At 67.0% G+C, this 24,194-nt stretch carries 20 protein-coding genes; 8 read left to right on the forward strand and 12 right to left on the reverse strand.

The genetic code is table 11. From position 1 onward, the window contains the following. The first annotated feature begins 31 nt into the window (after positions 1-31). On the forward strand, positions 32-1,558 hold the full coding sequence (gene ppx / locus AC5P60_RS11250; protein ID WP_005408255.1) for an exopolyphosphatase: 1,527 nt from the start codon (positions 32-34) through the stop codon (positions 1,556-1,558). Positions 1,559-1,635: 77 nt separating this feature from the next. Here the strand turns inward: ppx and AC5P60_RS11255 are convergent, their stop codons facing one another. After that, positions 1,636-1,809, reverse strand: a complete 174-nt coding sequence (locus tag AC5P60_RS11255) for a hypothetical protein (protein ID WP_231522206.1) — start codon at positions 1,807-1,809, stop codon at positions 1,636-1,638. Positions 1,810-1,952: 143 nt separating this feature from the next. On the opposite strand from AC5P60_RS11255, the gene AC5P60_RS11260 reads away from it, so the two are divergent. The 4 genes from AC5P60_RS11260 (at position 1,953) to lpxH (ending at position 7,526) form a co-directional block, all read left to right on the forward strand. Then, positions 1,953-4,877, forward strand: a complete 2,925-nt coding sequence (locus AC5P60_RS11260) for a TonB-dependent receptor plug domain-containing protein (RefSeq protein WP_483693521.1) — start codon at positions 1,953-1,955, stop codon at positions 4,875-4,877. Between the two features lie 142 nt (positions 4,878-5,019). Then, positions 5,020-6,165, forward strand: a complete 1,146-nt coding sequence (locus tag AC5P60_RS11265) for a glycosyltransferase family 4 protein (protein WP_111109071.1) — start codon at positions 5,020-5,022, stop codon at positions 6,163-6,165. Further along, the gene (locus tag AC5P60_RS11270) at positions 6,146-6,685 is read left to right on the forward strand and encodes a phosphatase PAP2 family protein (RefSeq protein WP_005408251.1); all 540 of its coding nucleotides are present in this window, start codon (positions 6,146-6,148) and stop codon (positions 6,683-6,685) included. The genes AC5P60_RS11265 and AC5P60_RS11270 overlap by 20 nt, the downstream gene beginning before the upstream one ends. Positions 6,686-6,779: 94 nt before the next feature. After that, positions 6,780-7,526 (forward strand): UDP-2,3-diacylglucosamine diphosphatase, encoded by a 747-nt coding sequence (gene lpxH / locus AC5P60_RS11275; RefSeq protein ID WP_033835457.1) that lies wholly within the window; start codon positions 6,780-6,782, stop codon positions 7,524-7,526. Positions 7,527-7,613: 87 nt separating this feature from the next. On the opposite strand, the gene AC5P60_RS11280 is transcribed toward lpxH, so the two are convergent. Next, positions 7,614-8,867, reverse strand: a complete 1,254-nt coding sequence (locus AC5P60_RS11280) for a M12 family metallo-peptidase (RefSeq protein ID WP_033835456.1) — start codon at positions 8,865-8,867, stop codon at positions 7,614-7,616. A gap of 225 nt (positions 8,868-9,092) precedes the next feature. Here AC5P60_RS11280 and AC5P60_RS11285 point away from each other — a divergent pair, with 225 nt between their 5' ends. Continuing rightward, a complete protein-coding gene (locus AC5P60_RS11285) occupies positions 9,093-10,550 on the forward strand; it encodes a T6SS phospholipase effector Tle1-like catalytic domain-containing protein (protein WP_483693522.1) in 1,458 nt (485 codons plus the stop codon). A gap of 67 nt (positions 10,551-10,617) precedes the next feature. On the opposite strand, the gene AC5P60_RS11290 is transcribed toward AC5P60_RS11285, so the two are convergent. From AC5P60_RS11290 to AC5P60_RS11320, 7 genes are all read right to left on the reverse strand, one after another. Then, positions 10,618-11,442, reverse strand: coding sequence for a ferritin-like domain-containing protein (locus tag AC5P60_RS11290; protein WP_483693523.1), 825 nt, complete (start codon positions 11,440-11,442; stop codon positions 10,618-10,620). Positions 11,443-11,451: 9 nt separating this feature from the next. Then, on the reverse strand, positions 11,452-12,918 hold the full coding sequence (purF, locus tag AC5P60_RS11295; protein ID WP_005408246.1) for an amidophosphoribosyltransferase: 1,467 nt from the start codon (positions 12,916-12,918) through the stop codon (positions 11,452-11,454). 30 nt (positions 12,919-12,948) lie between these two features. Then, complete coding sequence (locus tag AC5P60_RS11300) at positions 12,949-13,728, reverse strand: CvpA family protein (RefSeq protein ID WP_495201741.1); 780 nt, start codon at positions 13,726-13,728, stop codon at positions 12,949-12,951. Between the two features lie 46 nt (positions 13,729-13,774). Beyond that, the gene (locus AC5P60_RS11305) at positions 13,775-14,818 is read right to left on the reverse strand and encodes an SPOR domain-containing protein (protein ID WP_483693524.1); all 1,044 of its coding nucleotides are present in this window, start codon (positions 14,816-14,818) and stop codon (positions 13,775-13,777) included. 81 nt (positions 14,819-14,899) lie between these two features. Then, complete coding sequence (gene folC / locus AC5P60_RS11310) at positions 14,900-16,171, reverse strand: bifunctional tetrahydrofolate synthase/dihydrofolate synthase (protein WP_483693525.1); 1,272 nt, start codon at positions 16,169-16,171, stop codon at positions 14,900-14,902. A gap of 40 nt (positions 16,172-16,211) precedes the next feature. Next, the gene (locus AC5P60_RS11315) at positions 16,212-16,856 is read right to left on the reverse strand and encodes a histidine phosphatase family protein (RefSeq protein ID WP_005408242.1); all 645 of its coding nucleotides are present in this window, start codon (positions 16,854-16,856) and stop codon (positions 16,212-16,214) included. Positions 16,857-17,047: 191 nt separating this feature from the next. After that, positions 17,048-19,210: a S46 family peptidase gene (locus AC5P60_RS11320; RefSeq protein ID WP_483693526.1), complete on the reverse strand. Its 2,163-nt coding sequence runs from the start codon at positions 19,208-19,210 to the stop codon at positions 17,048-17,050. A gap of 399 nt (positions 19,211-19,609) precedes the next feature. On the opposite strand from AC5P60_RS11320, the gene tdh reads away from it, so the two are divergent. Next, positions 19,610-20,632 carry an L-threonine 3-dehydrogenase gene (gene tdh, locus AC5P60_RS11325; protein WP_010483949.1) on the forward strand — a complete coding sequence of 341 codons (1,023 nt, stop codon included), beginning with the start codon at positions 19,610-19,612 and terminating at the stop codon, positions 20,630-20,632. Between the two features lie 132 nt (positions 20,633-20,764). Here the strand turns inward: tdh and AC5P60_RS11330 are convergent, their stop codons facing one another. Further along, positions 20,765-21,460, reverse strand: a complete 696-nt coding sequence (locus AC5P60_RS11330; RefSeq protein WP_005412357.1) for a TorF family putative porin — start codon at positions 21,458-21,460, stop codon at positions 20,765-20,767. A gap of 198 nt (positions 21,461-21,658) precedes the next feature. Here AC5P60_RS11330 and kbl point away from each other — a divergent pair, with 198 nt between their 5' ends. After that, complete coding sequence (kbl, locus tag AC5P60_RS11335) at positions 21,659-22,867, forward strand: glycine C-acetyltransferase (protein WP_005408238.1); 1,209 nt, start codon at positions 21,659-21,661, stop codon at positions 22,865-22,867. A gap of 84 nt (positions 22,868-22,951) precedes the next feature. Here the strand turns inward: kbl and AC5P60_RS11340 are convergent, their stop codons facing one another. Together AC5P60_RS11340 and AC5P60_RS11345 are read right to left on the reverse strand one after the other, a co-directional pair. Then, the gene (locus AC5P60_RS11340) at positions 22,952-23,287 is read right to left on the reverse strand and encodes a hypothetical protein (RefSeq protein WP_005412356.1); all 336 of its coding nucleotides are present in this window, start codon (positions 23,285-23,287) and stop codon (positions 22,952-22,954) included. 85 nt (positions 23,288-23,372) lie between these two features. Next, a complete protein-coding gene (locus AC5P60_RS11345; RefSeq protein WP_033835451.1) occupies positions 23,373-24,182 on the reverse strand; it encodes a pseudouridine synthase in 810 nt (269 codons plus the stop codon). Positions 24,183-24,194 lie beyond the last annotated feature (12 nt).

A 24,194-nucleotide genomic window follows, 5' to 3' on the forward strand; every position in this document is an offset into this window, starting at 1 on the left:
AGCACACCGCCCCTTCGGCTAACATTCGCCCATGCCGCATACCACTACGACTCCGCCCGCATTGCAGGATGGCGACCTGCTGGCCGCCATCGACCTTGGCTCCAATAGTTTCCACATGGTCATCGCGCGCTACACGCTCGGCCAGCTGCGGGTGATCGACCGGCTGCGCGAGACCGTGCGCATGGCCGATGGCCTGGATGGCAAAGGTGGGCTCTCTTCCGCCGCACGGCAGCGCGCGCTGGAATGCCTGGCCCGTTTCGGCCAGCGCATCCGCAATGTGCCGCCGCACCGGGTACGCGCGCTGGCCACCAACACCGTACGCCAGCTGCGCTCGCCGCAGTCCTTCCTGGTCCCGGCCGAAACCGCGCTGGGGCATGCCATCGAAGTGGTCAGTGGCCGCGAAGAAGCGCGCCTGATCTACCTCGGCGTGGCCCACGCGCAACCGCCCAAGCCTGGCCAGCGCCGGCTGGTCATCGACATCGGCGGCGGCTCCACCGAATTCATCATCGGCATGGGCATGCAGACCCTGGAGCGTGAAAGCCTGCAGGCCGGCTGCATCGCCAGCACCCGCCGCTTCTTCCCCGGCGGCAAGCTGAGCAAGAAGCGCTGGAAGGACGCGCTGGCCGAGATCGGCCGCGAGTTCCAGCCCTTTGCCAGCAAGTACCGCGCACTGGGCTGGCAGGAAGCGCTCGGATCTTCAGGCACGCACAAGGCAATCAGCGAGATCTGCGCGACGATGAAGCTGAGCAAGGGCGCGATCACCGCTGAGGCCCTGCCCCAGCTGCGCGACGAGCTGCTGAAGGCCAAGAAGATCGACGACATCCAGTTGCCGGGCCTGTCCAGCGACCGCCGCCCGATCATCGCCGGCGGCATCCTGGTGCTGGAGGCCGCCTTCCAGGCCCTGGGCCTGCAGAAGCTGCTGGTCAGCAAGGCGGCGATGCGCGAAGGCATCCTGTACGACATCGTCGGCCGTGCCGGTGAGAACGACCTGCGCGACGAATCGGTGGCCGCGCTCAGCCAGCGCTACGGCATCGACACGGTACAGGCCGACCGCGTGCAGGACACCGCGCTGTCGCTGCTGGAGCAGGTGCAGGAGCGCTGGAAACTCGATGCCGACGACGCACGCATGCTCGGCTGGGCCGCGCGCCTGCACGAGCTCGGCCTGATGATTGCCCACAGCGGCTACCACGTGCATGGCAGCTACGTGCTGGAACACTCGGACATCGCCGGCTTCTCGCGGCAGGAGCAGCAGATGCTGGCCGCACTGGTACGCAGCCATCGCCGCAGCGTGACCAAGACCGCGTTCGACGCCCTGCCCGAGCGCCTGCTGCTGACTGCACGGCGGTTGGCCGCCCTGCTGCGCCTGGCGGTACTGCTCAACCGCGCCCACGAGGACGATCCGCTGCCGGCATTGGAATTGACCGCGGACGACAACCGCCTGTCGCTGATCGTGCCGCAGGCCTTCATCGATGCGCGTCCACTGCTCCGCGCCGACCTGATCGGCGAGACCGACGGCATCGCCGGGCTGGGCATCCAGTTCCGGCCGTTCGTGGCCTGATCCCTACGGCCAGGGCGGCACGTCATGACGCGTCGCCAAAGGCCTGTTCCGCGCGTGTTCGACAAACTGTTGAAGCTCTACGACCACGGCCCTTCGGAGCGATGGTCTTTACTGTTTCCGCGCAGGTTGTCGCTGCCTGCCATTGCCATGACGCTTTCGGTCCAGAGTCGGGGCGAGGGTGCATCGTCCATCGCTCCGCCGTCGATCAGATCAATCGATTGATTCACTTCCGGTTTGTGCGGAAGCGTCATGCCGCTCCATGGCGATTTCGTCCTTTCCCCATACCTCTCCCTCTCCTCCTTCACTAGGTTCGAACAACCACCGCCTGCGGTGGCGTTGGCGCGGCCCGCTTGGCTGCGCACCGAAGACTTCGAAGACTGAGAGAGAGACACCCATGACCATCCGTATTCCCGCACTGGGGCTGGCGATCCGTCGTGCGCTTGCAATCACGGCGACCACAACCCTGGCCGTTCCAGCGCTCGCGCAGCAGGCACCGGAAGCCACCACGCTGGACCGCATCGAAATCACCGGCTCACGCATCCGCCAGGTCGACCTGGAAACCGCACAGCCGGTGCTGACCGTCAGCCGCGCCGACATCGAGCGACAGGGCTTCAACTCCGTTGCCGACATCCTGCAGAACCTGACCGCGACCGGCAGCCCGGCATTGAGCCGCGCCAGCCCGTTGAGCGCCGGCGAAGCCGCCGGCGGCAGCTACGTGAACATGCGTGGCCTCGGTGCGCAGCGCACCCTGGTGCTGGTCAACGGCAAGCGGCTGGGCATGACCACTTCGGGTTTTCAGGACATCTCCAGCATTCCTGCCGCTGCGGTGGAACGCATGGAAGTGCTCAAGGACGGTGCCTCGGCCATCTACGGGTCCGACGCGATGGCCGGCGTGGTGAACATCATCACCCGGCGCAACATTCAGGGTGTAACCGCCAACGTCTATCACGGCCAATACAGTGAAGGCGACGGTGCCCGTACCCAGTACGACGTGGTTGCCGGCTGGTCCAATGACCGTGCTTCCATCAGTGTTGCTGCCGAGCATGTCGAAGAAAAGGGCGTCTGGGCCAGGGACCGCGGCTTCAGTGCCTATACCTATACCGACGGCCACGCGGATGACGGCTGGACCACGGTCGGCCAATGGGGTCGCATCACCGGCTTCAAGGGCCCCGGCTGCAGCAACAGCCGGGGCTGCAGCTATTCGCTCGACCGTGGCAGCCAGCCAGGTGGGCCGGACAGCTTCCACCTCAGCGACAACACACCGTTCACCGGCGATGTCAGCAACAGCAACGAGCAGATGCATCTGCAGACGCCGATCAAGCGCGATTCGATCTTCGTCGATGCGCGCGTGGAGCTGAACGACCAGGTCCGTTTCAACACCCAGCTGGCCTACAACCGGCGCACCACCACGCGCCAGGTGGCCGGCTACCCCTTCCAGTCCGGCCCAGCCGAAATCACCCCGATGTCGGCCGACAGCTGGTTCAATCCGTTCGGCAACCATCACGGCTACGACACGCCCAGCGATGTGCACTGGAACCGTCGTACCTGGGAGATTCCTCGCGTCAGCACCAGCGATCTGACCACCTGGCAGGCCGTCGCGGCATTCGAGGGCAACTTCCAATTCGGCGGTCGCGACTTCGACTGGGAAGCGGGTTACCAGTACAACCGCAGTGAGCTGACCCAACGCACCACCGGCAACCTGCACAAGCAGCGCGTGGCCGATGCCACCGGTCCTTCGTTCTACAACCCGGCAACCGGCAAGGTCGAATGCGGAACGCCGGATGCGCCGATCGCAGGCTGCAAACCCTGGAACCCGCTGGTTCCGTATGGCCAGGACGATCCCTATGGCCTGACCGGCAACACGGAGCTCCAGGATTGGCTGTTCCCGGAAGAACTCACCCGCGGCCGCACCACCACCCGCAACCTGTTCGCCAACCTCAGCGGCAGCCTTGCCAGCCTGCCCGCCGGCGAGCTGGCCTTCGCCGTTGGGGCCGAGAGCCGCCGCGAGGACGGCCGCTTCATCCCTGATGCGCTTGCGCAGACCGGTGCCACCACCAACCTGGCGGCAGGCCCCACCGGTGGCGGCTACCGTGTCGACGAGGCCTACCTGGAACTGAGCGTGCCGGTGCTGCGCGACCTCGCCGGTGCCCGCGAACTGACCCTCAGCGCGGCGACACGGTACTCGGACTACTCCACCTTCGGCGGAACCCTCAACAGCAAGTTCGGCTTCACCTGGAAGCCGATCGATCAGCTGCTGGTCCGCGGCACTTGGGCACAGGGCTTCCGTGCGCCGACCATCGCCAACCTGTACGGCGGCGGCTCGGAGACGTTCACCACCGGCTTCCGCGATCCCTGCGATACGGTCCATGGCGCAGCCGCAAGCAGTGCCGAGGTCCGCGCGCGCTGTGCTGCCGACATCGCCAACGCCGACACCTACCGCCAGCTCGGCCAGGGCAATGAACCCATCACCGGCAGCAGTGGGCAGACGCCCCTGCCCTTCACCAACGGCTCCAATCCCGACCTGCAGCCGGAAACTTCGACCAGCCGCACTCTGGGCCTGGTCTGGAGCCCGACGTTCGCCGAAGGGCTTCACATCGCACTGGACTGGTGGAAGATCCGCATCGACAACACCATCGTCTCCGACCATCCCAACGACATCCTTCGCGACTGCTACGAGCTGGGTATTGCCGAGCGCTGCAGCAGCTTCACCCGCGACCCGGAGCTGGGCATCGTCAACAAACTCAACTTCGGCAACCGCAACAGCGGCTTCCGCCAGGCAGAAGGCTACGACCTGGAGATCGGCCACAAGGTCGAAACCCGCTGGGGCAGGTTGAGCGCCGACTGGAAGTCCACCTATGTGGTCAACGCCGAAGAGAAGACCACCAACGAAGCCGGCGTACCGGCCATCCCCAGCAATGGCATCGCCGGCAATGGCGGCATCGGCTTCCGCGTGCGCTCCAACGCGTCGCTGGGCTGGGAGCATGGCAACCTCGGCCTGACCTGGGGCCTGCGTTACTTCTCCGCCGTCAAGGAACGCTGCCTGGGTGCGGAGGATTATCCGAACGAGTGTTCCCACCCCGACCAGCGCGCGCCGTGGTTCAGCGGTACGCGCGACTACAACCGTCGTGGATCGGTCAACTTCCATGACGTGCAGGCGCGCTACAGACTGCCGTGGGACGCCACCGTTTCAATCGGCGCCAACAACGTGTTCGGCCGCCAGGGCCCGGCCATGTACAGCCAGCCGAGTGCCAACTTCTCCTACTACGGTGGCTTCGACATCGGCCGTTTCATCTACATGAAATACCAGCAGCGCTTCTGATCCACGCACCACGCACGGTGCCCACCACGGCCCTTCGGGGCCGTGGTGGCGTACGCTTCCGGCCGCGTCATCTGCCGGTCGCAAAGCGGTCACATCGGCTACATCGCCAGGCCCGAGCATGCCGGAAACCCGGAGGCCCGCCATGCGCTATGCCATCGTCACCGAGACCTATCCGCCGGAAGTGAACGGCGTTGCCCTCACCGTGCAGGGGCTGGAGCAGGGACTGCGCAATTCCGGCCATGAGATCGACCTGATCCGGCCCCGCCAGGCCAACGAAGCGCTGGACTCCGCACCGGGCACCCTGTTGGTTCCCGGCGCCGCCCTGCCGCGCTACCCCGGCCTGCGCTTCGGCATGCCGGCACCAATCCGGCTCGGTCGCCATTGGCAGCAGCAACGCCCGGATGCCGTCTATGTCGCCACCGAAGGCCCGCTGGGCTGGTCGGCGGTGCGCACCGCACGGCGCCTCGGCATCCCGGTGGCCAGTGGCTTCCACACCCGCTTCGACGAGTACCTGCCCGACTACGGCGTGGCCTGGCTACAGGCCGCCGCGATGCGCTGGATGCGCCGCTTCCACAACCAGGCCGATGCAACCCTGGTACCCACCCGCGAACTGCAGCAGTTCCTCGGCGAACAGGGCTTCGAACGCGTACGCCTGCTGGCGCGCGCGGTCGACAGCCAGCAGTTCGATCCGAACCGTCGTGACCCTGCCCTGCGCGAAGAGTGGGGCGTGGACGGCAACGGCCTGGTGGCGATCTACGTTGGCCGCATCGCCGCGGAGAAGAACCTCGGGCTGGCGGTGAAGGCCTTCCGTCGGTTGCAGCAGATCCGTCCGAAGGCCCGCTTCGTGTGGGTGGGCGATGGCCCGGCCCGCGAAAAGCTGGCGCATGAAAATCCCGACTTCATCTTCTGCGGCGTCCAGCGTGGCGATGCGCTTGCACGTCATTTTGCCAGCGGCGATCTGTTCCTGTTCCCCAGCCGCAGCGAGACCTTCGGCAACGTGACCCTTGAAAGCATGGCCAGCGGCGTGGCAACGGTGGCCTTCGACTACGGCGCGGCGCGCGAGTACCTGCGCAATGGCGAGAATGGCGCCGCAGTGGACAACGACGAGCAGTTCATCGACGCGGCCGTGCAACTGGCCGCGGATGACGCGCAGCGCCACATGCTGGGCAGCAACGCCGCACGCGCCATGAAGCGCCTGCATCCGCAGCAGGTGGTGGCGGAATTCGACGCCCTGCTGGCCGAACTGGCCCAGTCGCGGAGGACCGGCCATGCGCACAACGCGGCTTGAACTGCTGGCCGACCGCGAAGCGCGCCTGTGCCGGCGGGCCAACCACTACTGCCGCCGCCGCCGCGTGCGCCGCCTGTTCGCGGTCATCAGCCGGCTCGGTGACGGCGTGTTCTGGTATGTGCTGATGGGCGCCCTGGTGCTGCTTGATGGCTTCGACGGCCTGCGCGCATCGGTGCACATGGCCGCCACCGGCCTGGCCGCGCTGTTGCTGTACAAGGGCCTCAAGCGCTGGACCCGGCGCCCGCGTCCGTATGCCGCCGACCTGCGCATCCGTGCCTGGGTGGCACCGCTGGACGAGTTCAGCTTCCCCTCCGGGCATACCCTGCACGCGGTGTCGTTCACCATCGTGGCGCTGGCCTATTACCCGTGGCTGGCGCCACTGCTGGTGCCGTTCACTGCGGGCGTGGCGCTGTCGCGGGTGGTACTCGGCCTGCACTACCCGTCCGATGTGCTGGCCGCCACCGGTATCGCCATCGGGCTGGCCTCGGCCAGCCTGGCCTGGTTGCCGTTGCCGGTGTAGCCCCCTGGGTCAGATCCGTTTTCCTTCGAAGAGGGATCTGAACCCCACGATGCCGGCGGCGCTACCGTCATCGTTGATGCCCTAGAATGCCCGCATGACCACGTTGTTCATTTCCGACCTGCACCTGGACCCCAGCCGTCCGGAGATCACCGACCTGTTCCTGCGCTTCCTGCGCGAGCAGGCGCCCGGCGCCGATGCGCTGTACATCCTCGGCGACCTGTTCGAAGCCTGGATCGGCGACGACACGCCCTCGCCTGCCGCCGATGCGGTGGCCGATGCACTGAAGGTACTCTCCGACAGCGGCGTGCCGGTGTACTTCATCCGCGGCAACCGCGACTTCCTGCTCGGTGAAGACTATGCGCGCCGTGCCGGCCTGCGCATCCTGCCCGACCCATGCGTGATCGACCTCTACGGTCGCCCGGTGCTGCTGCAGCACGGTGACCTGCTGTGCACCGATGACATTCCCTACCAGCAGTTCCGTGCACAGACGCGTGACCCGGCGTTCCAGGCACAGTTCCTGTCACAGCCGCTGGCAGCGCGTATCGCGTTCGCGCAGAAGGCGCGCGAAGCCAGCCAGGCCCGCCAGTCGGAAATGAAGCAGGGTGATCGCGCGCAGTTCGAGACCGTCACCGACGTAGCGCCGTCCGAAGTCGATGCCACGTTCGCGCGCCATGGCGTGGACACCATGATCCATGGCCACACCCACCGCCCGGCGATCCATTCGCTGCAGGCCGGTGGCCGTGCCTGCACCCGCATCGTGCTGGGTGACTGGTACGAGCAGGGATCGGTGCTGCGCGTGGATGCCGGCGGCTGGTCGCTGGATACGCTCGCGCGCGAATGATGGGTCCGAAGGTGCCAACCAAGGTTGGCATCTACCCGGGCAGGTGCACGTGCCCGGGTAGACGCCGCGCCTGGTCGGCGCCTGGCCTCAGCGGAAGGCCGCGATGGTGGCCTTGGTATTGACCAGCACGCGCTGGTTGTCGGCGGTACTGGCATTGCCCATCGGGATGCCGTTGTAGCTGATGTTCGGGTTCGACCAGTAGTTCAGGCGCGGGCAGCTGCGGGTGCAGTTGTAGGCCATGATCGTGCGCCAACCGGTGCCGGTGGCTGGCTCGTAGCGATAGCCGTGGCCATAGGCGTAAGGCGAGGTGCTCGAGTCGGTGGCGATGTCATGCCGCGCGCTCTGCAGATGGCCGATCTCGTGCGCGAACGAGTAGTAGCCGGTTGCGCAATCCCAGTACACCGCAGCGAACGCCGTCGACGCCGTCGAGCCGATCCCCGACGCCAGGCCGCAGTACGCCGTGTTGTTGATCAGCAGCACGCCCACGTCCGCCGTGTAGGTGTTTCGACTGGTGTGGATGCTGTCCATGTAGCCGTCGCTGGTGCCGCGGAAGCGCGCGAGATCAGTATCGAAGCTGCCCGATTCGGTGTAACTGGTGGTCTCGTAGCGGGCCAGTTCCATGGTGATGCCGACGTTGCTGTTGACATAACCCTGGTTGGATTCGGCCACCGCCAGCTGCACCAGCGACTGCATGTTGCCGCCATAAGCCGCTACCGCTGCATTGGTCGCCACCACCAGCACGCGGATGGTGGCCGGGCTACCGGACGAGGCCTGCGCGATGCCGATGCGGTCGTTGTTGCCCATCGGGATCTTCGGCAGCTGGTTGTAGTCAGCCGGATGATCGGCTGGCATCCTCGATTCGTCGACTTCGACCAGCACGTGGCGGTTACCCAGTGGACGCAGGCGATAAAGCTTGCCGTCCTTGCGGATCGAACCGGTGATGGTGTCGCCCGAACGTACCAGGATCAACGAATTGCCCGGATCGTCCTGGCCGCTGGAGGTGGCGGCGGTCAACCGGTCGGACGGCGAACGGAACTGGCCGTACCAGATGCTGCCACCATCGGGCAGCGCCTCGACCTTGCTGCGCACCGCCTGCACCCGTTTGCCGAGCAGCTCGAATTCCAGCTGCGGCTGCGCCGTAGCCGCCGCGTCGACACGCACTTCCTGCACCGTCGCCGTGGACGGGGTGGCCAGCAGCTTGCCGAGTGCAGGCTCGCTGTTGGCCGATGCCCGGCTGATGACCGTCACCGGTTCGAACAACGGTGCCGCATGCGCGGCTGCCGCCACCGACAAACCCAACACCAGGCCACCTGCCGCTTTGCCAATCGATCTGGACAACATTGTGTCGCTCCTTGAATGATGTGAACAGCGTTGATGCAGCACGCCCGGGTTTGCCGGGTTTGGCCATATGGCCTGCGCGGGTTGTGTGAATTCAATAGAAGATGGGAATGAAAATCAGGAACTGTGATCGACCGCATCTGCGTTAAGTAAGGTCAAAAGCGTCACTACACTTCGCCAATACACCGCTTTCGCGCTACCGTGACGCGGCCACGACGGGGAATGCACATGGCACCAGCGAAGGACACGGACGAAGATGTCGGCTTGCTGCGGATCGGCCTGTTCTTCGACGGCACCCGCAACAACGCACACAACCTGGCGCGCGGCCGTCCGCAGGTTCCGCAGCCTCGACCGGCGAAGCTGCGCGCGGACGATGATTCGACCTACCAGAGCCGGCTGACCAGCAGCTACGACAACGGCCTGACCAACATCGCGCGCCTGCAGCAGCTGTATCCGGACAGCCGCCGTGATGCGATGGCCGCTCCCTCGCTGTCGATCTATGTCGAAGGCGTGGGTACCCGCGATGATGCCGACGACGATCTGATCGGGCTGGCCTTCGGCATCGGTGCCAGTGGCGTTCGCGCGAAAGTGCAGCGCGCGCTGCAGGTGCTGCTTCCGGCCGCACTGTCGGGACTATCCGCACGCTGGCAGCGACCGCTGCATGGCGTGCAGCTGGACCTGTTCGGTTATTCACGCGGTGCTGCTGCCGCACGTGATATCGCCAACCAACTGCAGGGCTGGGACGGCGTGCGCTGGCGCCAGCTGCTGCAGGCCGCCGGCCTGCCCTGCACTGCGAACTTCGCCCCGGCCACGCCGGCTCTGCGCTTCATCGGACTGTTCGACACCGTTGTTGCAGTCAATGGCGGCCGCGCCGATGAGCGGCCGCAGCTGGCCCTGCACGGCGGCATCGCCGGTCGCGTCGTGCAGCTCACTGCACGCGATGAACATCGCCAGCACTATCCGTTGACCAGCGTGGCACCGCCGTTTGCCGAGATCGCCCTACCCGGCGTACACGCGAATATCGGCGGTGGCTACAACCAGCTGGAAGAAGGTCCCAAGCTGCTCAGCCGCCCGCGCCGGCAACAGTTGCGCCGCCCCGCGGTTGCCGACTACCAGGTCCCTCCACTGGCGTTGCTGCGGGCCACCACGGTCTACGCTGAAACGCAGGCCGATGCCGAACGCTGGCGCCAGCAGCTGGGCGTGGGTGAGAAGGAGGTCTGGGTGGATGTCTGGCACCAGTGGCAGCAGCAGCGTCGCGCCGGCAGCCGCAGCGTGCTGTTGTCACCGGTGCTGTATGTGACCGCCGCGGTGGTGCTGCGTCGGCGCATCGACTGGCGTTACCAGCTGATCGCACTGCAGGTGATGCAGCAGCAGGCCATCGACGCCGGCGTGCAATGGACCGCCAATGCCGCCGAGGTTCCTGGCTGGGAGCTGCCGTCCGCCCTGCAGCCGATCGCACGGCGCCTGGTGGCCGGACAGCCGCTGACGCAGACACAGGAGGCGCTGCTGCGCCGGCGTTACCTGATGCAATCGGCGCACTGGAACTTCGATGCACTGGGCGACACCGCACTGACCTACGCGGCCGATGCCGGCGTCAGCGAACTGCCCTACCGGCCGGGTCCCGGCCTGTTCTACATCAACCGGCCGACGGTGGATGGCAAGCGCGTGGTGTTGCCGAACGCCTGAGAAAAGGGGACGGAGGGGATCAGTCGTTTGTGCCACAAACGACTTGATCCCCTCCGTCCCCTTTTCTTCAACCGGCCTGTTCGACCAGGTTGGCGAGCTCATCCGCATCGAAACCGGCCAGCAGGCGCGCTTCCATGTTGAACGGTCCGTGCAGGTAGCCGCCGGCGTACTCCACCAGCAGTTCCTTGAAACGTGCACGCGGTTCGGCGCCGGCGCGGTCGCAGTACCAGCGGTACCAGCGCGAACCGGCAGCCACATGTGCCACTTCCTCGCGCAGGATCACTTCCAGCACATCGGCGGTCTCGCCATCACCGACATTGCGCAGTTTCCCGATCATGCCGGGCGTCACGTCCAGGCCGCGCGCTTCCAGCACGCGCGGCACCAGCGCCATGCGTGCCAGGCCATCGTGCGCGGTCTTTTCGCACATTTCCCACAGGCCGTTGTGCGCGGGGAAGTCGCCGTAGTCGTGGCCATGCACCTGCAGGCGCTCCCGCAGCAACATGAAGTGCCGCGATTCGTCGTCGGCACAGCTGACCCAGTCGGCATGGAACGCCGGCGGCAGGCCGCGAAAGCGGTACACCGCGTCCCAAGCCAGGTCGATCGCGTTGAGTTCGATATGCGCGATGGCGTGGATGAAGGCAGCCCGTCCTTCCACACCGCCCAGTCCGCGCCGCGGCACTTCGCGCGGATGCACCAGCACCAGCTGCGCCGGCCGGCCCGGCATGCGGATCGGCTCTGGCGGTGGCGCGTCGGCAGCCACCTTCAGGCGGCCGGCACGGAACGCAGCGGCGTAGGCCTGGGTCAGCGCAACCTTGCGCAGCGGGTCGGCTTCGGCCAGGCACTGCTGCGCTGCGCGCAGCAGGTCGCCAGCAACATCGGGCACGTCAACCACGCCTGGTCCTCAGGCGCGGCGCTTGTGCTTGGCGTCGTCCGACCGCAGCTGCTGGATGCGCTCGAAGTAGCCCGGTTCAATGCCGGTCGGGTAGTGGCCGTTGAAGCAGGACGAATCGAAGTTGCGCAGCGCCGGATTGCCCTCGCTCACTGCCGCTTCCATGTCTTCCAGGTCCTGGTAGATCAGCCAGTCGCAGCCCAGGTGGGCTTCGATCTCTTCCACCGTGCGGTTGTGCGCGACCAGTTCCTCGGCCGCCGGCATGTCGATGCCGTAGATGTTCGGGTAGCGCACCGGCGGCGCGGCGCTGGCCAGGTAGACCTTGCGCGCGCCCGCGTCACGGGCCATCTGCACGATCTGCTGGCTGGTGGTGCCACGCACGATCGAATCGTCCACCAGCAGCACCACGCGGTTGCGGAACTCCAGGTGGATCGGGTTGAGCTTGCGACGCACCGACTTCACGCGTTCGCCCTGCCCCGGCATGATGAAGGTACGGCCGATGTAGCGGTTCTTGATGAAGCCTTCGCGATACTTCACGCCGAGCACGTTGGAGATCTCAAGCGCAGCGTCGCGCGAGGTATCCGGGATCGGGATGATGGTGTCGATGTCGTGGTCCGGGCGCAGGCGCAGGATCTTCTCGCCCAGCTTGATGCCCATGCGCATGCGCGCCTTGTGCACCGACACGTTGTCGATCATCGAATCCGGGCGTGCGAAATACACGTATTCGAAGATGCACGGGGTGTGCTCGGCCGGCTCGGCGCAGATTTCCGAGAACAGCTCGCCGCGCGCGGTGATCACCAGCGCTTCGCCCGGCTGCACATCGCGCACGCGCTGGAAGCCCAGCACGTCCAGCGCGGCCGACTCGGACGCCACGATGTACTCGTCGCCCTCGGCATGGCTGCGCTTGCCCAGCACCAGCGGACGGATGCCATGCGGGTCGCGGAAGGCGACCAGGCCCAGGCCCAGCACCACGCTGACCACTGCATAGCCACCCTTGCAGCGGCGATGCACGCCAGCCACAGCGCGGATCGCGGCTTCCGGGCTCAGCTGGCGCTGCTGCTCCAGTTCATAGGCGAACACGTTCAGCAGCACTTCGCTGTCCGAATCGGTGTTGACGTTGCGGCGGTCCTGTTCGAACACCTGCTGGCGCAGCGCCTCGGTATTGATCAGGTTGCCGTTGTGGGCCAGCGCGATGCCGTACGGCGAATTGACGTAGAACGGCTGCGCCTCGTCCATGCCTTCCGAACCGGCAGTCGGGTAACGCACGTGGGCGATGCCGACGCTGCCTTCCAGGGTGGACATGGTGCGGGCATCGAACACATCGCGGACCAGGCCGGTGGCCTTCTGCACGCGCAGGCGGCTGCCGTTGGCGGTGGCGATGCCCGCCGCGTCCTGGCCACGGTGCTGGAGGACGGTCAAGCCGTCATACAACTGCCCGGCGACGTTCTGGTTGCCGACGATTCCGACGATGCCACACATGGTGCGAGGTCTCCGCTGGGCTGTGCCCAGTTACAAGGAAGGTGGCCGTACCTGGCCGCGGTGGTCGCCGCGCCTGCGGTCGACATTGGCCGGATCGCCCGGCTCGATAGTGTCCGGCAGTGCTGGGGCGTCCGGACGCACTTCGGCCGGATCGTAGGAATCGCCCTGTTCCGCTTTCGCAGGCCGCAGCCATCCGCTGCCTGCCACTACCTGGTTGAGGATGCCATTATCGCCTGCCGCGCCCGGCTTTCCCAACCCGGCGCCCGCGTTCTTGCCCAACTCCATCAATGCAGATGGGGACAGCCCGTCGGTCGGCAAGGCCTTGGGCAGCAGATCGGCCCCGGGAACCTCCCAGTGCGGCAGCTTGCTGTTCATCCAGGCAACGGTGGGGTTCAGCAGTGGCCGCACCGCCGAGCGCTGCCAGGAGGGCTCGGCGGTCAGCGGGGTGAAACTGCCCAGCAGCAGCAGGATCGCGGCGATCAGGCCGCCCCGCACGGCGCCCAGCACCCCGCCCAGCAGGCGGTCCAGGCTGGTCAGCATGCTGCGGTGGACCAGAGCCTTGATGACCATGCCGATCACCGCAACCCCGATCATCACGCCGATGCCGACCCCCAGGTAGCCACCGACGAAGTGTTCGCCACCGGGGGCCGCCGGGGCGGCCCACCAATGGGCGGCGTCATTGCCGAAGGCGAAGGCCGCCCACGCAGCCAGCAGCCACGACAGGGTGCCGATGACGATTCCCACGAAGCCGCGCAGCATCCCCAGCAGGGTGGAGGCGGCGATCACGATCAGCAGCACCACGTCGATCATGGCGCCCCGCTCCTTCGGCGGCGCTGGCAACGAGGCTGCGCGTGGGTCATGGGTGCGGTCGGACCATGCCGGCCACGCCGACCTTGGCGGCAACCTGCGCCTTCAGCTGCTCGGCATCGCCACGGTTGGCCACCGGCCCGACGCGGACGCGATGCAGGGTGCCCTTTTCGGTGCGCACCTGCTCGACAAAAGCACTGAAGCCGGCGGCGCGGACCTTGTCGCGCAGGGCGTTGGCATCGTTGGCCTGGCCGAACGCGCCCAGCTGCACGGCAAAGCCGACGCCGCTGGCGGCCGGTGCTGCCGGCGTGGCCGGGGCCGTTGCCGGCTTGCTGGCGGTGGCCTCCGGCTTCGGCTCGGGCTTCGGGGTTTCGGGCTTCGGCGCCGGCTTCGGCGGCTCGGGCTTGGCCGCCGGAGTGGTCGTTGCAGTCGGCGTACTCGGCGGCAGGCTTTCACTGCGCACCGGGTTGCTGCTGGCCGACGGCGCGGTGGCGGCAGATGGGGTACTGGCGCTCGGCTTAGCCGGTGCCGGGGTGGCTGCCACCGGGGCGCTGCTGTCCGCTGCGGCATCCAGGGTGATCACTTCGGCCTTCACATCGGCACGGATCTTCACCGCCTGCAGACGGGCGGCCTCGGCCTGTGCACGGTCGGCGTACGGCCCCACGCGCACGCGCCATGCCTGGCGGCCGTTGATGGTCGCCGTTTCGGCGAAGCCCGGCAGCTGCGAGCGCTTCAGGTAGGCGATCACCGCGTCGGCGTCGGCCTTGCTGCCGTAGGCACCGAAGGTAACCGCATAGTTGCCGGCGGCGACCGTCGGCGAGGTGTCCACGGTCGGCGCAGTGGCCGGCGTGGCGGCGTCCTGCAGCGGCTTGGCCTGCCCGGTCTGCAGGCCGGTGGCACCACCGGCCGGGGCGACCAGGGGCAGCTCACGGGTTTCGAACTGGCCATCGGCCGGTGCATCCGGCGCGGCGATCGGCACATTGGCCACGCCGCTGTCCGGTGCCGGCCCCTTGACCAGCATCGGCAGGAAAATCACGGCCAGTGCCACCAGCACGATGGCACCAATCAGACGCTGTTTCAGAGGCGTATCCACGTGAGGCAGGCAACTGTCCGGAGATTGGCATCGATTATACGGGTGCCGGACCGGACGGCGTCGGCGTTGGCTGAACGCGTATCAGGCATCGCCCTGCAGCCATTGCAGGGCGGCCGCAGCGGTATGGAAGGAGCCGAACACCAGCACGCGGTCACCGCGCTCGGCCTGGGCCAGCACCTGCGCCAGTGCCTGTTCGACGCTGTCAGCCAGCAGCGCCGTGGCGGCGGTGGTGCCGGCCAGGCGTGCCTGCAGCTGGGCGGCGCTCTGCCCGCGCGGGCCTTCCAGCCCGGCCAGGGTCCACTCGCCCACCACGTCCTCCAGCGCCTGCACCACCCCCGCTGCGTCCTTGTCCTGCAGCGCGGCGTACACCGCCAGGGTGCGCCCGGCAGAGACCTCGGCCTTCAGCGCACGCGCCAGCTGGCTCGCCGCCTGCGGGTTGTGGCCGACGTCGACGCGGATCTGCACGCCATCGCGCTCGAATGCCTGCAGCCGGCCGGAAATGCGCGCCGCTGCGACACCGGCGGCCCACGCCGCACGCGGCACCGGCTTGTCCAGCGCGCGCAGCGCGGCGATGGCGGCACCCGCATTGGCCAGCTGGATCGGGCCGGCCAGCGCCGGGGTCGGCAGTTCCATGCGCAGGCCGACATCGCGCCAGCGCCAACGCTGCGCATCGATCGGCTCGTAGAAATAGTCGCTGCCACCACGGATCGCATTGGCGCCAACCAGATAGGCACGGCGCAGCACGCTCGACGGCGGATCGGTCTCGCCCAGGATCACCGGCTTCCAGCCGCGGATGATGCCGGCCTTCTCGGTCCCGATCGCCTCGCGATCCTCGCCCAGCCACTCGGCATGGTCGATGTCCACGGTAGTGATCACCGCCACGTCGGCGTCCACGATGTTGACCGCATCGAGGCGGCCGCCCAGGCCCACTTCCAGTACCGCCAGGTCCAGCCCGGCGTCGGCGAACAGCTGCAGCGCGGCCAGCGTGCCGTACTCGAAATAGGTCAGCGTGATCTCGCCACGCACGGCTTCGATCGTATTGAACGCGGCGACCAGCGCGGCATCGTCCACGTCCTGGCCGTCGATGCGCACGCGCTCGTTGTAGCGCAGCAGGTGCGGCGAGGTGTAGGCACCGACCTTCCAGCCGGCGGCGCGTGCAATGGCTTCGATGAAAGCCACGGTTGAGCCCTTGCCGTTGGTGCCACCGACCACGATGGTGCGCTTGGCCGGCGCGCCCAGGCCCATCGCCGCGGCCACAGCGCGCACGCGCTCCAGGCCCATGTCGATGCTCGCCGGGTGCTGGCGTTCAATGTAGTCCAGCCAGTCGGCCAGGGTGGTCGGGGTGTTCGTCACGGCAGCGGTTCCAGCAGAAGCAGTTGATGCGGGGGATGGATCAGAGGGCGCGGTGCTTGGCTTCGCCGAAGAACGGCGTGTGGTGGGCGCAGTCGTTCAGGCGCACCACTTCCAGGCTGTCCAGGTCGGCGCCTTCGAGCAGGTTGAGCGTGGTCGGTGCCTGGCGGAAGGTCCACAGGCGGGAAAGCGGCAGGCCCAGCACCTTGCACAGGATCACGCGGTTGACCGCATCGTGCGCAACCACCAGCAGGGTGTCGTGCTCGCCGAGGCCTTCGGTGGCACGCGCCAGCCCACGCCAGCTGCGCTCCAGCACCAAGCGCAGCGATTCGCCGCCGGGCATCAGCACCGTATCCGGCTCCTCGCGCCAGGCCTGCAGGCGCGACGGATCCTTCTCGTGGATCTCGCTGGCGAGCAACCCTTCCCATTCACCGTGGGCGATTTCCTGCAGCTCCGGCTCGGTCAGCAGCATGTCGGCGCGGGCGGCGCCAAGCGCCAGCTGCGCGGTGCGCTGCGCGCGCGACAGCGGCGAGGCGACGGCACGGGTGATGTCCACCGAGGCCAGGCGGGCACCCAGTGCCTGGGCCTGGGCTTCACCGATCGGCGAAAGCGGAATATCGATCTGGCCCTGGTAGCGGCCTTCGGCGTTCCACGGCGTTTCGCCGTGGCGGGCAAGCAGGATGCGCATGCGTGCAAGGGGTCCTGGGGGGAGGAGGTTTCCGCGTTTCGTTCACATCCTGTGAAGTACGCGGAACAGGGATGATACCTGTTCGGCGCACCGGGCCGGGCCGGGCATGAAAAAACCCCGCGACGTGGGTCGCGGGGTTTGGGAAACTCCGGCTATCCGGTCGAGGTTGCCGGCCAGCGGCCGGCACTACCTCACTTCGCCAGGTTCAGTTCCTTCAGCAGCTGCGGCGCCGGCGCCACTTCCTGCATGATCCACTGCATGTAGCGGCTGTCGACGGCGATCATGCGGGTCATCACCGGGTCGAACACCCAGTTGGAGCTGACCGATTCCCAGTTGCCATCGAAGGCCAGGCCGACCAGCTTGCCGTTGGCGTCCAGCACCGGCGAACCCGAGTTGCCACCGGTGATGTCCAGGTTGGACAGGAAGTTCACCGGCACCGAACCAATGCGCTTGTCTTCCAGGCCGCCGTAACGCTTGGCCTTGACCGCATCGAGCAGCGCCTTCGGCGAATCGAACGGATCCTCACCGGTTTCCTTCGCCGCCACGCCTTCCAGGGTGGTGAACGGGGTGTACTTCACGCCGTCCTTGCCATAGCCCATGACGTTGCCGAAGGTGATGCGCAGCGACAGGTTGGCGTCCGGGTAGACGAACTCACCCTGGCTCTTCTTGTAGTCGGCCACGGCCTGCAGGTACAGCGGGCGCGCGGTCAGCGATTCGCCTTCGCGGATCTTCTTCTGCTCTTCCTGCTTCAGCAGTGCCGGCATGACGGCCACGGCGTACTGGATGGCCGGATCGTTGCTGGCCTCAAACGCGGCGCGGTCGGCCTTGAACCATTTCAGGCGTGCATCCAGGCTGCCCAGCTCGGTGCCCGACAGCTTGCCCACCAGCGATTTCACCGCAGCGGCATCGCTGCCGGCCAGCCACTTGTTCAGCACTTCGTTGTCGCGCTGTGCGGCCGGCAGGGCCACGTACTGGTCCAGCCAGTAGGCCTGCAGCTGCTGGTCCATCTTCGCCACGTAGCGGCGGTCCATCTGCTTCAGGGCACCTTCGATGGTGGTCAGGTCGCGTTCCTGGTAACCGGCTTCGCGTTCGGCATCCGGCTTGCTGCGCTCGATCGACAGGCGGTACAGGGTGATCGCCGCGCCAACGGCCGAGGTGTTGTTGAACTGACCGACGAACAGGTCGCGTTCGCGGGTCGACTTGCTGGTATCCAGATGCTTGAGCAGCTGCGCGTGTGCCGCCAGGGCCGGCTTGCCGGCAGCGCCCTGCTTCTTCAGCCACGCCAGCACGGCGGCTTCTTCAGCCTGCTTCTGGCCAGCGGCGTCGATGCGCTTGAAGCCTTCCAGCTGGCCCAGGTAGTTCTTGGCCACGTTGTTCATGCTGGCGGCGGTGGCGGCGTACTTCACCTTGACGTCGGCGTCGGCCTTGCCGGCGTCGGCGATCATCTTCAGCACGGCGTTGTAGTGCTTGGCGATGGTCGGGTAGGTGAAGCTGGCGGTTTCGTTGAATTCACCGGCCAGGGCATAGCGGTTGGTGCGGCCCGGGTAGCCCGCCACCATCACGAAGTCGTCGGCACCCAGCGGCTGGTCGGCGAACTTCAGGAAGTGCTTGGGCTGGTACGGCACGTTGTCGGCGGCGAAGGCGGCCGGCTTGCCGTCCTTGCCGACGTAGGCGCGGTAGAACGAGAAATCGCCGGTGTGGCGCGGCCACATCCAGTTGTCGACGTCGCCGCCGAACTTGCCGACGCTGCCCGGGGGCGCGTAGACCAGGCGCACGTCCTTGATTTCCATGTTGCGGAACAGGCGGTAGGTGTTGCCTCCGGAGAAGCTGTACAGGCGGCAGCGGAAGCCGGCATCGGCTTCACAGGCGGCGACCTGGGCCTTGTCGAAGGCGTCCAGCGCGCGGCTGCGGGCCAGCGGGTCGTTGCCGGCGGCAGCGATGGCGGCCTTGGCCTGGGTGGTGACGTCGGTGATCTGGTCGAGCACGAACACGCGGGCGTTCGGGCCAGCGCTCAGTTCGTCCTTCAGGGTCGGCGCGTTGAAGCCGTCCTTGATCAGGTTCTTCTGCGCGGTCGAATTCAGCTGGATGGCGCCATAAGCGCAGTGGTGGTTGGTGACCACCAGGCCCTGCGGCGAGACGAAGCTGGCGGTGCAGCCGCCGAGGGCGACGACCGCGCCCATCGGGTCGCCGGTCAGGTTGGACAGCTGTTCCGGGGACAGCTTCAGGCCGGCCTTCTGCAGCGGGCCGGCGATTTCCGGCAGCTGCTGCGGCACCCACATGCCTTCAGCGGCATGGGCGACCTGGGCCAGCCCGAGGCTGGCGACGATGGAGAATGCAAGCAGGTTCGAGCGCATGGAGCGGCCCCTGGTAGTGGAACCCTCGATTGTAGCCCGCCGCCCCGCCCCGGCCCGAACCCCGGAAGTCATGGGCCTGCTTCTCGCGCTGCCATGCGCACGTCGGCCGCGCACATGGAATGGTCCAGAGGGGGCGTGGTCACCCTGGCCGGGACCGTTGGCGCCATGGATGGCGCCATCGAGCACCATGGATGGGCTTTTGCGTGTCCCGGCCAGGGTGACCACGCCCCCTCCCCCGGAATCAAGGAGGCGCTGCTGTTTGCGGCACGTTCGAAACGCCCGCCGGCGCACGCCTTTCGTTCCGCCAATGCACCCGCAGCGCAACATGGGAAATCCGCGCGGCACCCTATAATCCGCGCTTTCCCCCTGATGAGTTCCACCCCGATGGCGCAGCAAACGATGAAGGCCCTGGTCAAGCGCGAAGCGGCCAAGGGCATCTGGCTGGAAGAAGTTCCGGTGCCGACCCCGGGCCCGAACGAGGTCCTGATCAAGCTGGAGAAGACCGCGATCTGCGGCACCGACCTGCACATCTACCTGTGGGACGAGTGGAGTCAGCGCACCATCAAGCCGGGCCTGACCATCGGCCACGAATTCGTCGGTCGCGTCGCCGCACTCGGCTCGGCCGTGACCGGCTATGAAATCGGCCAGCGCGTCTCGGCCGAAGGCCACATCGTCTGCGGCCACTGCCGCAACTGCCGTGGCGGCCGCCCGCACCTGTGCCCGAACACCGTCGGCATCGGCGTCAACGTCAACGGCGCCTTCGCCGAATACATGGTGATGCCGGCCAGCAACCTGTGGCCGATCCCGGACCAGATCCCGTCGGAGCTGGCTGCGTTCTTCGACCCGTACGGCAATGCCGCGCACTGTGCGCTGGAGTTCAACGTGATCGGCGAGGACGTGCTGATCACCGGTGCCGGCCCGATCGGCATCATCGCCGCCGGCATCTGCAAGCACATCGGTGCGCGCAACGTGGTGGTGACCGACGTCAATGATTTCCGCCTGAAGCTGGCCGCCGACATGGGCGCCACCCGCGTGGTCAACGTGGCCAACCAGTCGCTGAAGGACGTGATGAAGGAACTGCACATGGAGGGCTTCGACGTGGGCCTGGAAATGAGCGGCAACCCGCGTGCGTTCAACGACATGCTCGACTGCATGTACCACGGCGGCAAGATCGCCATGCTCGGCATCATGCCCAAGGGCGCCGGCTGCGACTGGGACAAGATCATCTTCAAGGGCCTGACCGTTCAGGGCATCTACGGCCGCAAGATGTACGAGACCTGGTACAAGATGACCCAGCTGGTGCTGTCCGGCTTCCCGCTCGGCAAGGTGATGACCCACCAGCTGCCGATCGACGACTTCCAGAAGGGCTTCGACCTGATGGAAGAAGGCAAGGCCGGCAAGGTTGTTTTGAGCTGGAATTGACCCTTCGCCGTGCGCGATGGGTGGGTGCCGAGCTTGCTCGGCACACCTTGAAATTGAAAAAGGCGCCCGATGGGCGCCTTTTTCTTTGGTGTTGCCGGCCAGCGGCCGGCACTACCCGTAACGCCTGCGGCGTTACTTGCCGACGGCGACGCTCAGCATCACCCGGCTGTGGGCCAGCTTGCCGGAATTGTCACGGCCGTTGCCGTCGGTGCCGTAGTAGCCCAGGCCGACGTTGAACAGGCCGAACTGGCGCGCGACGCCGACGTTCCAGTCGGTGTAGTCCTTGGCGATGCCGTCCTCGAAGGTGCTGCGACCGACGTTGGCATTCAAGGTGAAGTCCTTCGGCAGGCCCCAGCTGCCGCCCAGGCCGAAGTACCAGCCATCGGTGCTGCTGTTCCAGACATCGTTGGTGTAGGCCACCGTCAGCTTGTAGGTGTCATCCAGCGTGGTGGTGGTGATCAGCTCGTTGTAGTTCTGGTGGCTGGACTTCAGGTAGGTGTAGCGGTTCAGCAGCACGTCGAAGTTGACGCGCTCGGTGACGTCCACGCCGTAGCCGATCAGGTAGTCGACCTCGGTCTTCGGGTCACCCGCACCAAAATCCACGCCCGAGCCCCACACGCCTGCGTACAGGCCAACCGGGCTGGTGTAGGTGAAACCGGCTTGCAGGGTCGGATCCTCGTCGGTCTGCGACACACCACGGAACAGGTAATCGGAAACAGCGGTGACGTTCCAGCTGTACGGCGATTCGTTTTCCTGGGCGCTGGCGGCGAACGGGGCGGCCAGGGTCAGGGCAGCGGCAATGGCGAGGCAGGCACGGGCGTGCTTCATGGGCGTCTCCGAGGGTGGCGGGGGCGGGAAGGGGGAGCGGGCAACCGGCGCCAGACAGGCGCGGTTCACGAATTTTTAACCCGTTTGCTATTGCGATGCAACATGTGCCACCCGTGGCGGTGCCCTGCCCGGCCCGGTCGAAGGCCGTCGTAGCCCGGTAGAATCAACGGTTTCCCCGTTCAGAGCCGTGCCCACGCCATGACCGACGCCTCCTCCGCCCTGACCCGCCACTACGCCGAGGAACTGGACGCCATCCGCGCCCAGGGCCTGTTCAAGTCCGAGCGGATCATCACCAGCCCGCAGTCGGCCGAGATCACCCTCGAGGATGGCCGCAAGGTGCTGAACTTCTGTGCCAACAACTACCTGGGCCTGGCCGACCATCCGGACCTGATCCAGGCCGCCAAGGATGCGCTGGATACCCACGGCTTCGGCATGGCCTCGGTGCGCTTCATCTGCGGTACCCAGGACCTGCACAAGCAGCTGGAGAAGCAGATCGCCGACTTCTTCGGCAAGCAGGACACCATTCTGTACGCCGCCTGTTTCGACGCCAACGGCGGCCTGTTCGAACCGCTGCTCGGTGAGAACGACGCGATCATTTCCGATGCACTGAACCACGCCTCGATCATCGACGGCGTGCGCCTGTGCAAGGCCAAGCGCTTCCGCTACGCCAACTGCGACATGGCCGACCTGGAAGCCCAGCTGCAGGCCGCCGATGCCGCCGGCTGCAAGACCAAGCTGATCACCACCGACGGCGTGTTCTCGATGGACGGCTTCATTGCCCCGCTGGACGAGATCACCGCGCTGGCGAAGAAGTACAACGCGCTGGTGCACATCGATGAGTGCCACGCCACCGGCTTCCTCGGCGCCACCGGCCGTGGCTCGGCCGAAGTGAAGGGCGTGCTGGAGAAGATCGACATCATCACCGGCACCCTGGGCAAGGCCATGGGCGGCGCACTGGGCGGCTTCACCTGCGCCAGCGCCGAGGTGATCGAGCTGCTGCGCCAGCGTTCGCGGCCGTACCTGTTCTCCAACTCGCTGCCGCCGCATGTGGTGGCCGCCGGCATCAAGGCGTTCGAGATGCTGGCCGCCGCTGACGACCTGCGCGACACCCTGGTGGAGAACACCCGCTACTTCCGCGAAAAGATGGTCGCCGCCGGTTTCGACGTGAAGCCGGGCGTACACCCGATCAGCCCGGTGATGCTGTACGACGCGCCGCTGGCGCAGAAGTTCGCCGAGCGCCTGCTGGAAGAAGGCATTTACGCGATCGGCTTCTTCTTCCCGGTAGTGCCCAAGGGCCAGGCGCGCATCCGCACCCAGATCAGCGCTGCGCACAGCCGTGAGCACCTGGACCGCGCGATCGATGCGTTCACCCGCATTGGCGTCGAGCTGGGCGTGATCAAGGGTTGATCCCAGCGGTCAAAGCGTGCCGACCAAGGTCGGCACCTACCAGAGCTTGAGGGCGTGCCGACCGAGGTCGGCACCTTCCCGGCATCACTTCTTTTTCTTCTTGCCCTTCGGCTCGTCCTTGCTGGCCACCACCACCGGCTTGGCGGCAGCGTCCTGGCCGTTGCCCTTGGCAACGCGGATGCCGTTGGCCTTCATCCAGGCATCAAACTCGTCGGCGGTCATCTTCTTGTCGCCGTTGCTCATCAGGAAGCGGTAGCTGCCGCGGCCATCCAGCTCCGGGGTCTTCACTTCCACCACCGGGGTTTCGGCCGGCGTTTCTGCCTTGGCCACCTTCTTGTGGCCACCACAGGCGGTCAGCAGCACCATCGGCAGCAGCAGACCTGCGCAGCGCAGGGTTTGGTTGAGGGTCGGGTGGTACATGGGCAGGCTCCGTTCGGGAAGTTCAGCAACCAGGCGCCCCCTACGCCTGGAACGGTGGCCGGCAACCGCCGGCCGCGGGCGATGATCAGCCCGGTGCAGCGGCCCCCAGCCGCTGCTGGTCATTGACCTCCAGCATCCGCCACTGACCCTTGCCGAGATCGCCGAGCTGCAGCCCGCCGATCGCAACCCGGACCAGGCGCAGCACCTGCAGGTCGAAGGCCGCCAGCAGGCGGCGGATGTGGCGGTTGCGGCCCTCGTCGAGGACCACCTCCAGCCACGCGGTCTTGTCGCCGCTGCGCAGCACGCGCACGGCCTGGGCCACGAGGAACTCGCCCTCGTCCTCCACGCCGGCCTGCAGGGCCGCCAGCGTGGCGTCATCGGGCAGGCGGTCGACCTGCACGTGGTACGTCTTCTGCGGACCCGTTTCCGGATCGGTCAGGCGCGCGGCCCACTGCGGATCGTTGCTGAACAGCAACAGCCCTTCACTGGCCTTGTCCAGGCGCCCGACCGGCGCTATCCACGGCAGCCCTGCACCATCGAAACAGCGGTAGACGGTGTCGCGGCCACGCTCGTCCTGCACGGTGGTCACCACCCCGCGTGGCTTGTTGAGCATCAGGTACAGGCGCTGCGGCGCGCCCATCGGCTGGCCATCGACCTCGATCGGCGGCGCCGGCTGGCCAATCGGGAACTCGGGATCCCGCACGATGCGGCCGGAGACGCGTACGCGGCCCTCGGCAATCCAGCGCGCGGCCTCGCTGCGCGAGCAGACGCCGGCCTTGGACAGCACGCGCGCCAGGCCATGACGGACACCGGCGGCTGTGGCAGCGGGAGTCGCACGCCCACGCGATGCGTGGGAGCGGGCGGCGGGGGCGGCAGGTGGGCGGCGCGTGCGCAAGCCTCTGCTCCC

This window comes from Stenotrophomonas sp. YJH_SMC_120 (genome assembly GCF_059368675.1).

Coding starts and splice junctions, on each gene's coding strand:
- AC5P60_RS11320 (WP_483693526.1), bottom strand. CDS start 19,210: ATGCGCTCGAACCTGCTTGCATTCTCCATCGTCGCCAGCCTCGGGCTG.
- ppx (WP_005408255.1), top strand. CDS start 32: ATGCCGCATACCACTACGACTCCGCCCGCATTGCAGGATGGCGACCTG.
- AC5P60_RS11260 (WP_483693521.1), top strand. CDS start 1,953: ATGACCATCCGTATTCCCGCACTGGGGCTGGCGATCCGTCGTGCGCTT.
- lpxH (WP_033835457.1), top strand. CDS start 6,780: ATGACCACGTTGTTCATTTCCGACCTGCACCTGGACCCCAGCCGTCCG.
- AC5P60_RS11340 (WP_005412356.1), bottom strand. CDS start 23,287: ATGTACCACCCGACCCTCAACCAAACCCTGCGCTGCGCAGGTCTGCTG.
- purF (WP_005408246.1), bottom strand. CDS start 12,918: ATGTGTGGCATCGTCGGAATCGTCGGCAACCAGAACGTCGCCGGGCAG.
- AC5P60_RS11330 (WP_005412357.1), bottom strand. CDS start 21,460: ATGAAGCACGCCCGTGCCTGCCTCGCCATTGCCGCTGCCCTGACCCTG.
- AC5P60_RS11270 (WP_005408251.1), top strand. CDS start 6,146: ATGCGCACAACGCGGCTTGAACTGCTGGCCGACCGCGAAGCGCGCCTG.
- AC5P60_RS11315 (WP_005408242.1), bottom strand. CDS start 16,856: ATGCGCATCCTGCTTGCCCGCCACGGCGAAACGCCGTGGAACGCCGAA.
- AC5P60_RS11280 (WP_033835456.1), bottom strand. CDS start 8,867: ATGTTGTCCAGATCGATTGGCAAAGCGGCAGGTGGCCTGGTGTTGGGT.
- AC5P60_RS11255 (WP_231522206.1), bottom strand. CDS start 1,809: ATGACGCTTCCGCACAAACCGGAAGTGAATCAATCGATTGATCTGATC.
- AC5P60_RS11300 (WP_495201741.1), bottom strand. CDS start 13,728: ATGATCGACGTGGTGCTGCTGATCGTGATCGCCGCCTCCACCCTGCTG.
- AC5P60_RS11285 (WP_483693522.1), top strand. CDS start 9,093: ATGGCACCAGCGAAGGACACGGACGAAGATGTCGGCTTGCTGCGGATC.
- kbl (WP_005408238.1), top strand. CDS start 21,659: ATGACCGACGCCTCCTCCGCCCTGACCCGCCACTACGCCGAGGAACTG.
- tdh (WP_010483949.1), top strand. CDS start 19,610: ATGAAGGCCCTGGTCAAGCGCGAAGCGGCCAAGGGCATCTGGCTGGAA.
- AC5P60_RS11265 (WP_111109071.1), top strand. CDS start 5,020: ATGCGCTATGCCATCGTCACCGAGACCTATCCGCCGGAAGTGAACGGC.